The sequence below is a fragment of the Sulfuricaulis sp. genome (assembly GCF_049587675.1).
Lineage (GTDB): Bacteria > Pseudomonadota > Gammaproteobacteria > Acidiferrobacterales > Sulfurifustaceae > Sulfuricaulis.
Genome location: NZ_JBAVEJ010000244.1, coordinates 33,309 through 45,330, shown reverse-complemented (window position 1 = coordinate 45,330; position 12,022 = coordinate 33,309). Strand labels below are relative to the sequence as shown.

Here is a 12,022-nt window from a genome sequence, read left to right as displayed (position 1 = left end):
GTGCAACTTGATGTCGGTCGGTCTGACTGTGTTTTTACGCATGTTTTCCTGTCTGCTCGAAAAAAGGCCGTTAGTATAGTCGGCCGGCCAATACCAGGGCCAATATCATGAACCGGTAATGGTAACCAATTGTATCCGCCCCGTCCCCGAGGGCTCGCCCTCATCGCCAGCTCGGACCAGTTCTGACTCAGGGCGGTCCAATTTGCTATCCCTCGGCTCCGTAACAGGGATGTCCTCGTAGCACTCCGGATTTCTGACATAATTGTCATATTTATGACACATTTATGATATGAAATGGCGTCCCAAACCAAGGGTCATTGCGCCCGGACACTTAAATCATGCGGGCCAAAATCCTCATTGTCGAAGACGAATCCGCCATCCGGCAGATGGTATGCCTCGCCCTCTCTCAGTCGAGCTACGACTGCATCGAGGCAGCTGACACCACCGAGGCACAGGCAAAAATCCTCGCCGACATGCCTGATTTGATCCTGCTCGACTGGATGCTGCCGGGACTGAGCGGCGTCGAATACTCCCGGCGCCTGCGGCGTGAGAAACTGACACGCGACATCCCCATCATCATGCTCACGGCGCGCACGGAAGAACACGACAAAGTCGCCGGGCTCGACAGCGGCGCCGACGATTACATCACCAAGCCGTTTTCCACGCGCGAGCTGCTGTCACGAATCAAGGCGCTGCTGCGTCGCACCGCTCCGCACGCCGCCCAATCCCAGGTGGAAATCGGCGGCCTGATGCTCGATCCGGTCACGCATCGCGTCAGCGCGCGCGGACAGTATCTGGAACTGGGACCCACGGAATTCCGCCTGCTGCAGTTCTTCATGACCCATCCCGAACGCGTGCATTCGCGCGAGCGTCTGCTTGACAGCGTATGGGGCAGCAACGTGTACGTGGAAGAGCGCACCGTGGACGTGCACATCCGCCGCTTGCGCAAGATACTGACTGCCACCGGGCATGACCGGTTGGTTCAGACGGTGCGCGGCGCCGGCTACCGTTTCTCGACGCAGGACTGAAGCATGCATCCCGGCCTGTGGCGTGAAATCTGGATTCTCGTCACCATAGCCGTGCTCAGTCTATTCTTCGGCGTGCTCACCGGACGCCCGTTCCTGATCGCCGCCTGCGGGTTCGGTTTCTACATTGCCTGGACCCTGCGCCACCTGCGGAATCTACATCGCTGGCTGCTCGACCGCCGCGCCGGTGACATGCCGGAGGCTGGCGGCTTATGGGGCGAGGTTTTCGACGAGATCCACAAGCTCGTCAAACAGGCCTCGCGCCGGCAGGATCAGCTGAGCGGCATGTTGGCGCGGTTCCAGAATGCCGCCTCGGCGATGCCCGATGCCGTGGTGGTTTTGTCGCAAGCGGGCGACATCGAATGGGCGAATCGTTCGGCCGCGACCCTGCTCGGAATCCACTATCCGCACGACGTTGGCGTGCGTCTGCTCAACCTTCTGCGCGTTCCTGGTTTCGCCCAGTACCTGGAACGCGGCGAATACGCCGAACCGCTGGAGATCACCTCTCCGGATAATCGCGAAGTCCACGTTTCCATCCAGATCACGCCGTTCGGAAGCAGCCAGAAACTAGTCATGGGACGCGATGTCACCCGGCTGATGCGGCTGGAACAAATGCGCCGCCATTTCGTGGCCAATGTTTCACACGAGCTGCGCACGCCGCTCACGGTCCTGGGCGGTTACGTCGAGACACTCCAGCAGATGGACCAGATCAGGATGGAAGACCTCAAGAAACACCTTTCCATCATGCACGAGCAGTCCCAGCGCATGCAGCGCCTGGTGGACGATCTGCTCATGCTTTCAAAATTGGAAACCGCGCCACCACGCACACAGGTCGAGCCAGTAGACATCGCCGCGCTCCTGAAGAGTCTCGTGGAACAAGCGACGCTGTTGAGTGGCGAGAACCGCCACGACATCACGCTGGAGGCCGATCCCTCGCTCAAGTTGCTGGGCAGCCGTGAGGAACTGCACAGCGCTTTTTCTAACTTGATCAACAACGCCGTGCGTTACACTCCTGCCGGCGGCAAGATACGGTTGTCATGGCGCCCCACGGATGACGGCGCTGAATTCGCCGTCACTGACACCGGTGAAGGCATCGCACCCGAACACATTCCGCACCTGACCGAACGGTTTTACCGCGTGGACACGGCGCGCTCGCGCGCCTCGGGCGGCACCGGCCTGGGGCTGTCCATCGTCAAGCACGTGCTGCTGCGCCACGAGGCCAAGCTCGAAATCGAAAGCGAAGTCGGCCAGGGGAGCACGTTCAGCTGCGTGTTTCCGGCGCAGCGCGTGGAACGCGGTTAACAAAAAATTTAACCCCCGTTTAACATGCGTTTCACTATGCGCGCCTATTCTTGCGCAAGGAACTCTACTCTGAACCATACCCCTGCCGATCCGCCGCATCGCGATCAATCCCATCAGACCGGAACCCAGGAGTAACAGGCCGCCGGGCAGGGGGACGGCGGTCGGCGCCGGCATCATGCCGTCGTATTTTCCCCGCTTGAATTCAAGCCAGGTGTGCACATCGGGTTTCCCGTTGAGATCGAAATCCCAACTGACGCGCAAATCCCGAAAGTAATCTTGCGTGACCGTCGGGTTCTGGGATTTAACAGATTTAACGGGCTTGAAGTAAGTTTGCAGAGCATAGTTGCCGCTGTCGGATAATCGATAGACCAAGTCGTCGGGCATGCCGAACAGACGATGAACGCCGCGGTTGCGAAGCGCAAAATCAACCGCCGTGCCGCCCGCGAAAGTGTATCCGCCGCGGGTATGCGACCTGCACATATAATATGATGATCTCAACGACCCGCTGCTTTGACACAAGGAGCCGCCCGACCCTGTCTCGGCATCGGCAATTCCTGGCAGGCAAGTCTGATCAGATCGCGAATCTTGCGCAGCTCGCAGACCCGCCGGTTGAAGGCCTCGCAGGAAGCCGAGTGCGCGTAGGCCCAGGCCTTTTCTTCCGGCATCACCTGATTGTCGACGAAGGCGTTGATGAACTCATCGGAAAACTCATGTCCCTGGCTCATTCGATTCTCCGGATTTGTACTTCCTCTACGGCGATTCAATGCGCCAGGGATTCTAGTGATGCACTGTTACGAACGGATGACAAAATACCGGGGGGTCGATATTCCTATCGAGACAAATATCGCCATCAACGAAACAGGCGATGCCATTCCATCACGGCAAATCGTCGCCGGCCCGTTAGGTCGGGTTTGAAAACAATGAGTCCCTGCAGGAGGCAGGGACGTCAAGCCTTAGGGGTAGGCTGAGGGGAAGGGAATTCCTCTTCTAGGGGTTCCGGCTCATAGACCGGGGCAGCATGACTCCGCTGCCCCGGCGATTTTCCTCTATTGCTTCCACTACTAACTCATCTAACTTCACATGCCTATCTGCTATCACTGCACACTTCTTTCGATAAGACTTAACCCGTAACCTTTCTCAAGGAGGGCAGCATAAGCTCATTCCATGTCGGACAGGTTAAGAATCCAAGAAACTTTCTTGACAATGCATCGGCCGGATTCATGGGTGGTCGCACTGTTGGCGGAAAGATTTTTTCCGACGTCATCACCCTGTCATCCTAGGATGGCAGGGTGATGCCAACGATTCCTTAAATTCACAAGCGAGGCTGCGTTTATGACCGATACCAAGATACAAAATGTCTCCCTGAAGCTTTGTCAATCGGATGTTGAACGAGTCAGAACCATCGCACGGCGGTTGCGCGTCAGGGAGTCAGATGTCATTCGATTCGCCTTGCGACAGGCCTTCGCCAAACTTGCGCCGTTGCATGATCAAAACGCCCGCGGACGCGATCTGATACCCGTTTTTCTCGAATGCGGCCCGGAACTTGCCTATCACTTCGATCTGGACTCGCGGACTCTCGAGTCCATCGTCAACGGCGACCTCGACGATCCGCGGAAGAAAGTCGATGCCCATGACATCGAGATTCTGGCTGTCTCGCACATGATGCCCGGTTACCATTTTGAATCCAAGCTCAAGGGCATCCCCCGAATCAAGACCGACCGCCTTGATTCCTCGGAACCGCTGCAGCAATACCTGCACGAAAAATATATCGGGCGGCACAATGCCCAGCAAACACCCGACACGCTGAACGTTTCCATGCAAATTCCCCTGTAGTCAGCCGGAAACACCGGATAGCGCCAATGCCGCCGCGCACGTGACCGCGCGGATCGAACAAGTGGCAATGATTTATTTCTGACTGGAAAAACGGTAACCCGCCGTCCGGACGGTCTGGATCAGATCGTCATGCCTGCTGACCGCCAGCGCCTTGCGCAAACGCCGGATATGCACGTCCACCGTGCGTTCCTCGACGTAAACGCCTCCTCCCCAGACGCTGTTCAGCAGCCGCTCGCGGCTGTGCACGTTCTCGGGATGCGACATGAAAAAGTGCAGCAGGCGAAATTCCGTGGGGCCGAGCTTGATGCTTTCGCCATGCACCAGAATCCGGTGGGTGACGGGGTCAAGCTGCAAACCGGCAATTTCGATCGTCTTATCGTCGCTGTGCGGCGCCGCGCGCCGCAGCAGCGCCTTGATCCGGGCCGCCAGTTCGCGCATGGAAAACGGCTTGGTGATGTAATCGTCCACGCCGCTTTGCAGTCCCCGGACCTTGTCTTCCTCCTCGGTACGGGCGGTTAGCATGATGATCGGGATATCCCGCGTGAGTTTCTCGGCCCGCAAACGACGCGCGTACTCGACGCCGCTGAGGCCCGGCAGCATCCAATCAAGCAGGAGCAGATCGGGGATCATCTCCAAAATTTTCGCCTGGGCTTGGGTGGTGTCGGCCGCTTCCAGGCAATCATAATTTTCTTGGGACAGAGCCATGCACACCATCTGACGGATGGCGGCTTCGTCTTCGACAATCAGGATTCTGGGTCGCATGACAGAATACAGATGCAGTGGTTATTGAACGTGCAGCATTTCATACCAGCAACATGACAAATTGATTACCCCCAAGAACTTCATGACGGACGCAGCACATTGATCATCCCACCACGGGCGGCGGCTGAATGTTGTCACCAATCCGTCGTGCTTGTATCAAACGCGTGTCATCACGCGTCGCTAAGCTCCTGCCTCGAATCTCTCAACCCATCAAGGAGCTATACCCAATGAAGCGCGTACCCCTGTTAAAACCATGCATGTTCGCCGTGGCCATGGCCACGGCATTCGCCCCGCTCGCCGCCCACGCCGACGATGAAACCGACTTCGGTCTCAAGGTCGAAAAACTTCTCAAAGCACAGTCCGAAAAATTGTTCGGTGTGGAAAAGCCGCTCGGGGCCTCGGCCTCGGCCACCGTCGGCGTCTATCGCACGCCGTCGCAATCGGCTTACGATCAGGTGCTGGTCGCCAATGGCCTGAAGGTGCAGTACCTCACGCGCAATGCCGCCAACAACACCGATCAGATGGCGTTCTGGCCGAGCGCGGAGAATCCCACGCACCTTATCGCCTGCATCGAAGAGTTCAGCAATCCGGCGCCGATCGGTACGTACCCGAGCGGACTGCCGAAGCTCTATCCTTCCGTGGAGCGCATCCGCCTGTCCGACGGCCAGGTCGACACAGTACTACGAGGCATGTCGTCGTGTGACGGCATCCGCCACACCCCGTGGCACACTATCCTGGTGACTGAAGAGCGCAGCGACGGCGGCGCCTATGAGATTCTGGACCCGCTTGCCACCTCCGAGCTCACGCTCACGGCGCGCGGCACCAGCAATTTCATCGACAGCAACGGCAATCCGGTGCTTGGCCAAGCCGCTTATCGTGGCGCCCTTCCGACCATGGCCTGGGAAGGTCTGGCGGTTCTGCCGAGCGGTGTCGTGATAGCGGGCGATGAATTGCGTCCGGGCAGCCCGGCCAACACCGACGGCGGCGCTATCTTCAAGTTCGTTCCCGCCATGCCGAGGCTTGTTTCGGGCACGATCGCCAATCTCTCCGAGTCGCCGCTCGCGGCCGGATCGTTGTACGCCATGCAGGTGTCGTGCGTGAACAATACCCAGCAATTCGGCCAGGGCTGCGAGATTGGTAATGCCGGCTGGGTGCCGGTGAACGCCGCCACGGCGCGCACCAATGCCAATGCCAACGGTGCCACCGGCTACTACCGTCCCGAGGACCTGCACCAGGATCCGATGTACCAGGACGAGACCAACCCGGATGCGGTGCGCTTCTGCTGGACCAATACCGGTAACGAGGACGGCAAGAACTACGCCGAGGTCATGTGCGGCGTGGACAGCGCCCCGCTCACCGCTAGCAACACACAACGTTCGGTGGCGGTGAATCGCTTCGTCGAGGGTGATACCGACTTTAACTCCTTCGACAACCTCGAGTTCCAGCCGAAAACCGGAAACGTCTACGTGATCGAGGACCACGACAACGGCGACATCTTTGCCTGCCTGCCGGATGGCATGGACCGCGACATTAAGACCGACGGCTGCGTGAAGATCCTGTCGGTGAAGGACAGCTCGGCCGAACCGACCGGCTTCCTCTTCGATGCCTCCGGCACGGCTGCCTATGTCTCGATCCAGCACAGCGACGACACCAACATGCCGCTGGTCGATGACTATCGGACCGACGACGTGCTCAAGATCACGGGCTTCAAGCTGAAAAAGCAGGGCTGGGGCTGGTGATCTAAAGCGTTGAGAACACGCGCCCGATAGATTCTCACTGCCAATACATACAGGAAGATATCCCCATGTCACTGTCAGCTCAGCTCGTTAACCTTTTCAATACCGAACCCGCCGCGGGCGCCAAGGACCGGAAGGCGGCGAATACTGGAGCCGCGCCGGAGGCCACGTGCGACGCCGTGGCCGCGGCTGATATTCCGCGCCTAACCCACCCGGCGGATAAAATCCCTCAATCCAGTCCCGAGACCGGTGAAGCGACGGAAGATATCTCCGCCTAGACCAGAGCGGCTATTGAAACGAGTTCATCGTCCACCATCCAGGGTAACAACTTGTGGGCCCATGTTGCCGATATACTCACACCGGCGCTGGTGCGCGTGCTCACCGGCCTGTTGATCGTGGCGCTGTGCCTGTGGATGGGTACCGGCATTGTCAATGTCGTGCTCGATCTGCGGCAGTCGCTGTCCAGCAACTGGGCCGGCGTGGCGGAGCGCACCATCATCGACACTCTCATCATGCTGGCGCTTCTGGAGGTCATCCGCACGCTTCAGGCTTACTTGAAACTCGGACGCGTGCGCGTCACATTCATTCTGGACACCGCCCTGGTGGTGCTGATCGGTGAGCTGATGGGCCTGTGGTTCAAGGAGTATGCGCCGGAGAAGGTGCTACTCGGGCTGGGAGTTATTGTCACGCTTGTGGCGCTGCGCATTGTGACGGCGCGTTTCTCGCCTGAGCGCAGCGGTGAAGCCGTCTGATGTCAACGACTCCTCAGACCGGCTGACCGATCTCCTTCAGTCGCTTGCGCTGCACCGTCACCCACACGCGTAGGCGCTCGGAAATCTCGTTGCGCACACGCCGGAACACCGTGAGCTGCTCGGCCCGGCTTCCGGTCACGGCCGCCGGGTCCTCGAATCCCCAGTGAATGCGCTGGTTGTCGCCCGGGAAGGTCGGGCAACTGTCGCGCGCACGATCGCAAACCGTGATGATGTAGTCGAACTGCTGACCGAGGAAACGTTCAAGCGGCTTGCTCTTATGGCCGGCGATGTCGATGCCGGTCTCCCGCATCACCTCGACGGCCAGTGGGTGGAGTTCCTTCGGCTCGGTGCCGGCACTGTGAACCTCGAAGTCGGCGCCACCGACGGTACGCAACAGACCTTCGGCCATCTGCGAACGAGCGGAATTGCCGGTGCACAGGAACAGGACGCGGATCGGGTAACGCATAGCAACTCCTTGTCTACCACCTTGTCTACCGGGGTCAAATCGAGGCCGTTAATATATTCGCTTGACAGTATATATGTCCAGTCATATATTTACGACATGATCACAGCCGATAAATTCTTCCCCACCCTGGCCGATCCGACGCGTCTGCGCTGCCTGTTGCTGCTCGCAGCCGAGGGAGAATTGTGCGTCTGCGAGCTCACCCACGCACTGGACGAGTCGCAGCCCAAGATCTCGCGCCATCTGGCGACGCTGCGCGAGACCGGGATCGTCAGCGACCGGCGCGAGGGACTGTGGATCCACTATCGCCTCAATCCAGATTTGCCAGCCTGGGCGCGCGAAATTCTGAATACCGCAAGCCGGGCAAACACCACGGCCAAACCGTTCTCACAGGACCGCAAGCGCCTGCGCGGCGCACCGACCCGGCCGCCGATTCGCTGCTGCGCATGACGGCCGGCGTCATCTGACGCAAAAAGATTTCACCCGGACAAACCATGTTCGAAGCGCTCGCCAACTGAATAGCCCATACACGAACATCGGTATACGACACATGGAGCAAGCAAGAACTGAAACCGTGAGCGGCGGCGCCAACATCAAATGGTTCGCCGGACTGGCGTTGGCGACCTTCGCATGGATCGCCGCGTATGCGAACCTGGCACCGTTCGCCGACGGCATGGTGCGGCTCCTTTCCGTTGATCCGCAGACACACTTCGGCGAGGCTATGCGCTTTTTCTTCTACGACACGCCGAAAGTATTACTGCTCCTGACTGGCGTTGTGTTCGTCATGGGCGTGATCCATACCTATATATCCGCCGAGCGCACGCGCGATCTGCTCTCCGGAAAAAGGCTTGGCCTGGGCAACACAATGGCGGCCGGTCTCGGGATCGTGACGCCTTTCTGTTCCTGCTCCGCCGTGCCGCTGTTTATCGGTTTTCTCCAGGCCGGCGTGCCGCTCGGCGTGACCTTCTCCTTCCTGATCTCCGCGCCAATGGTCAACGAGGTCGCGCTGGCGCTGCTCTTCGGTATGTTCGGATGGAAAGTGGCCGGCCTTTACCTGACGATGGGTCTTTCGGTCGCCATCGTCTCGGGCCTGGTTATCGGCAAGCTCGGCCTGGAGCACCAACTGGAGGACTGGGTGCGCGCGATCGAGTCGCGCGGCGCGGCGGCCACGGCCGAAGACCCCCTCGCCTGGCCCGAGCGAATCCAGGCGGGTATCGCCCACGTGAAGGAAATCGTGGGCAAGGTCTGGCCTTACATTCTCGCCGGCATCGCGCTCGGCGCCGGCATTCACGGCTACGTCCCCGAGGACTTCATGGCCGGCATCATGGGCAAATCGGCGTGGTGGTCGGTGCCGGCGGCGGTCCTGATCGGCGTGCCCATGTATTCCAACGCCGCCGGTGTGATTCCCGTGGTGCAGGCACTGCTCGCCAAAGGCGCGGCGCTGGGAACTGTCCTCGCCTTCATGATGAGCGTGATCGCGCTTTCGGCGCCGGAAATAATCATTCTGCGCAAGGTGCTCAAGCCGCAACTGATCGCCGTCTTCGTGGGCACGGTGTCCGTGGGGATTCTGCTCGTCGGGTACGCATTCAATTTGCTCCTGTGACAACCGAGCTGCGTGTTCAATCTGAATTTATTTAAGGGGCATGCCGTGGCACAAACAGAGCTTCACCCTTCCATTGTTTCACTCGTGTCCCTCGCCGCCATGATCGCCTCGAATCACCCGGATCAGGGTCTCTGCCAGCTCGACAAGCTGCGCGAGTATGGCGTCACGCAGAACCAGATCGACACGGTGCTCGAGATCGCGCGCCATTTCCGCGACGAAGCCGCGCGCAAACTGGATGCGCGCTTCGATGAGGCGCTGAAGAATGCGACCGCAGCGCCAGCGCCGATTTCGAAGCAAGCTGTCGACAAGCAAGCCGGCAGCTGCTGCACCCCGACCAAGAGCGGGATTTCCTGCTGCTGACCACGAGGGACACGAACATGAAAACCATCAAGGTACTCGGTACCGGCTGCGCCAACTGCAAGGCTACCGCGAAACTCATCGAGGATACCGCACGCGCTAAAGATATCGCGGTCAGTATCGAGAAGGTCGAGAACATCGCCGACATCATGGCCTATGGGGTGATGTCCACGCCCGGCGTGGTGATCGACGGAAGAGTGGTGCACGCCGGCGGCGTGCCGAACAAGAGCGCGGTTGAAGGCTGGCTAGCGGGCTGAAGGAAGCATGAATAGATTCATTACCAAGCCATCGACGGTAAATGCCACCGCAGTCCGTTCCGCGGCAGGCTCCGAAGACCTGGCCACGGCGCTCAATCGTGACTGTCTGTGCGTAACCGTCAACCGCGACACGCTGCGGTGCGATCTTGACGCCGACGGTGCCAATGCCGACCTCTATGACAAGATTCTCGCCACGCGGCCGAATCTTTTCTCGGCCACGGCGGTTTTCGTGACGCCGCAACAGGTCGAGCGCATGCACGAGATCATCCGCGCGGTCGAAACCGTGGTGGCGCTGCCGGCGTATCGCGAGGCGGTGCTGGCCGAGGCGCCGGAGATCGCCCGCTTCGACCCGGGACCGCGCGGCGTGTTCATGGGTTATGACTTTCATCTCGGGCCCGCCGGACCGCAGCTCATCGAGATCAACACCAATGCCGGTGGAGCGCTGCTCAACGTGGCGCTTCAACGCGCTCAGTCCGCCTGCGGCGAGACGATGAAGCCGCTGATACCGGCACCGGCGCGCGTCGGCGCGCTCGACGATACATTCCGTCAAATGTTCCTGCGCGAATGGCAGCTGCAACGCGGCAAACAGCCGCTCACGAATATCGCCATCGTGGATGACGCTCCCCGGGAACAGTACCTCTACCCGGAGTTCCTTTTGTTCGAACGACTGTTCCGCCGTCACGGACTCAAGGCCGTGATCGCCGATCCGGCCGAACTCAGAATGCACAACAGCAAGTTGTGGCACGAGAATCAAGCAATCGACCTCGTGTACAACCGCCTGACCGATTTCGCCCTGCAAGAACCGCGGCACGCGCTCCTGCGCCAGGCATATCTCGAAGGCGGCGTCGTGCTCACGCCCCATCCGCGCGCGCATGCACTCTATGCCGACAAGCACAATCTCGTCGCGCTCACCGATGACGCGCGGCTGCGTGCGTGGCAGGTTCCGGAGCCTGTCGTCCACACACTGCTGACCGGCATTCCGCACACGGTACGGGTCACGGCTGCCGGTGCCGAGGCATTATGGGCACAGCGGCGAACGCTCTTTTTCAAACCCGCCGCCGGTTACGGTGCCAAGGCCGCCTATCGCGGCGACAAGCTCACGCGGCGGGTGTGGGACGAGCTCGTTTCCGGCCGTTACGTCGCGCAGGAACAAATTGCGCCGAGCCAGCGGCGGCTGCGGCAGGACGGAACCGAAACCTCGCTCAAGCTCGACATCCGTAATTACGTCTACGACGGCGAGGTGCAGTTGCTTGCCGCGCGGCTGTATCAAGGGCAGACGACCAACTTCCGCACTCCGGGCGGGGGGTTCGCGCCGGTGTTCTGCCCGTCGCCGGAAGGAAATCCGCCGGCAAACCTGATCGCCTGCGGCACGCGCAAAGTCTGCAAATAAATTCTGATTGCTAATAAAAGGAAATCGAATGTACCAACGCAAAGCGAAGATTCTGTTTCTGTGCACTGGCAATTCCTGCCGATCGCAAATGGCCGAAGGCTGGGCCAATCATCTGGGAGGCGAATGGCTGGAAGCGACATCCGCCGGCATCGAGGCGCACGGCAAGAACCCACGCGCGATCGCCGTCATGCGCGAAGCCGGCGTGGATATCTCGCGCCAGGAATCCACGCGCGTGACGCCGGAGATGCTGGCACAGGCCGATCTCGTGGTCACCGTCTGCGGTCATGCCGACGAGCACTGCCCGGTGTTGCCGCCGGGCGTGCAGAAAAAGCACTGGCCGCTGGAAGACCCGGCCAAGGCCACCGGCACGGAGGACGAGATCATGACCAAGTTCCGCGCCACGCGAGATGAAATTAAGAGCCGCGTCGAAGGTTTGATCGGCGGACTGAAAATGATGGCGCGCTGCGATGAAAACACCTCACCCGCCAAAGGAGGGCGATCATGAGCGCTCAATGTGAAACCACCGCAAAGCGATCCGCGGG

General features: G+C 59.9%; 15 protein-coding genes. 12 read left to right on the top strand and 3 right to left on the bottom strand.

Annotation, left to right across the window (positions count from 1 at the left end; translation table 11 throughout):
- Window positions 1-338 precede the first annotated feature (338 nt).
- Window positions 339-1,028 carry a phosphate regulon transcriptional regulator PhoB gene (gene phoB / locus WB402_RS13150; RefSeq protein ID WP_424208581.1) on the top strand — a complete coding sequence of 230 codons (690 nt, stop codon included), beginning with the start codon at window positions 339-341 and terminating at the stop codon, window positions 1,026-1,028.
- Window positions 1,029-1,031: 3 nt separating this feature from the next.
- Window positions 1,032-2,327, top strand: a complete 1,296-nt coding sequence (gene phoR / locus WB402_RS13145) for a phosphate regulon sensor histidine kinase PhoR (protein WP_424208579.1) — start codon at window positions 1,032-1,034, stop codon at window positions 2,325-2,327.
- Between the two features lie 494 nt (window positions 2,328-2,821).
- On the opposite strand, the gene WB402_RS13140 is transcribed toward phoR, so the two are convergent.
- Window positions 2,822-3,052 (bottom strand): hypothetical protein, encoded by a 231-nt coding sequence (locus WB402_RS13140; protein WP_424208577.1) that lies wholly within the window; start codon window positions 3,050-3,052, stop codon window positions 2,822-2,824.
- A 607-nt stretch (window positions 3,053-3,659) separates the two neighbouring features.
- Between WB402_RS13140 and WB402_RS13135 the strand changes: the two genes are divergently transcribed.
- Window positions 3,660-4,160: a hypothetical protein gene (locus tag WB402_RS13135; protein ID WP_424208575.1), complete on the top strand. Its 501-nt coding sequence runs from the start codon at window positions 3,660-3,662 to the stop codon at window positions 4,158-4,160.
- Between the two features lie 72 nt (window positions 4,161-4,232).
- Here WB402_RS13135 and phoB (WB402_RS13130) read toward each other — a convergent pair whose 3' ends face one another.
- Window positions 4,233-4,922, bottom strand: coding sequence for a phosphate regulon transcriptional regulator PhoB (gene phoB, locus WB402_RS13130; protein ID WP_424208573.1), 690 nt, complete (start codon window positions 4,920-4,922; stop codon window positions 4,233-4,235).
- 227 nt (window positions 4,923-5,149) lie between these two features.
- Between phoB (WB402_RS13130) and WB402_RS13125 the strand changes: the two genes are divergently transcribed.
- The 3 genes from WB402_RS13125 to WB402_RS13115 all read left to right on the top strand — a co-directional run bounded on the left by WB402_RS13125 (window position 5,150) and on the right by WB402_RS13115 (window position 7,410).
- Window positions 5,150-6,661, top strand: coding sequence for an alkaline phosphatase PhoX (locus WB402_RS13125; RefSeq protein ID WP_424208571.1), 1,512 nt, complete (start codon window positions 5,150-5,152; stop codon window positions 6,659-6,661).
- 65 nt (window positions 6,662-6,726) lie between these two features.
- A complete protein-coding gene (locus tag WB402_RS13120; protein WP_424208569.1) occupies window positions 6,727-6,936 on the top strand; it encodes a hypothetical protein in 210 nt (69 codons plus the stop codon).
- Window positions 6,937-6,987: 51 nt separating this feature from the next.
- Window positions 6,988-7,410, top strand: a complete 423-nt coding sequence (locus WB402_RS13115; protein WP_424208567.1) for a phosphate-starvation-inducible PsiE family protein — start codon at window positions 6,988-6,990, stop codon at window positions 7,408-7,410.
- 13 nt (window positions 7,411-7,423) lie between these two features.
- Here the strand turns inward: WB402_RS13115 and WB402_RS13110 are convergent, their stop codons facing one another.
- The gene (locus WB402_RS13110) at window positions 7,424-7,876 is read right to left on the bottom strand and encodes an arsenate reductase ArsC (RefSeq protein ID WP_424208565.1); all 453 of its coding nucleotides are present in this window, start codon (window positions 7,874-7,876) and stop codon (window positions 7,424-7,426) included.
- 96 nt (window positions 7,877-7,972) lie between these two features.
- On the opposite strand from WB402_RS13110, the gene WB402_RS13105 reads away from it, so the two are divergent.
- The 6 genes from WB402_RS13105 (at window position 7,973) to arsC (ending at window position 11,985) form a co-directional block, all read left to right on the top strand.
- On the top strand, window positions 7,973-8,323 hold the full coding sequence (locus WB402_RS13105) for a metalloregulator ArsR/SmtB family transcription factor (RefSeq protein WP_424208563.1): 351 nt from the start codon (window positions 7,973-7,975) through the stop codon (window positions 8,321-8,323).
- Window positions 8,324-8,423: 100 nt separating this feature from the next.
- Entirely contained in the window at window positions 8,424-9,476 is a 1,053-nt protein-coding gene (locus WB402_RS13100; RefSeq protein ID WP_424208562.1) for a permease, read from the top strand.
- Between the two features lie 45 nt (window positions 9,477-9,521).
- Window positions 9,522-9,836: a hypothetical protein gene (locus WB402_RS13095; RefSeq protein ID WP_424208560.1), complete on the top strand. Its 315-nt coding sequence runs from the start codon at window positions 9,522-9,524 to the stop codon at window positions 9,834-9,836.
- A gap of 17 nt (window positions 9,837-9,853) precedes the next feature.
- On the top strand, window positions 9,854-10,090 hold the full coding sequence (locus tag WB402_RS13090) for a thioredoxin family protein (protein ID WP_424208558.1): 237 nt from the start codon (window positions 9,854-9,856) through the stop codon (window positions 10,088-10,090).
- Between the two features lie 7 nt (window positions 10,091-10,097).
- The gene (locus WB402_RS13085; RefSeq protein WP_424208556.1) at window positions 10,098-11,480 is read left to right on the top strand and encodes a hypothetical protein; all 1,383 of its coding nucleotides are present in this window, start codon (window positions 10,098-10,100) and stop codon (window positions 11,478-11,480) included.
- Between the two features lie 28 nt (window positions 11,481-11,508).
- The gene (arsC, locus tag WB402_RS13080; RefSeq protein ID WP_424208554.1) at window positions 11,509-11,985 is read left to right on the top strand and encodes an arsenate reductase (thioredoxin); all 477 of its coding nucleotides are present in this window, start codon (window positions 11,509-11,511) and stop codon (window positions 11,983-11,985) included.
- Window positions 11,986-12,022: the final 37 nt, after the last annotated feature.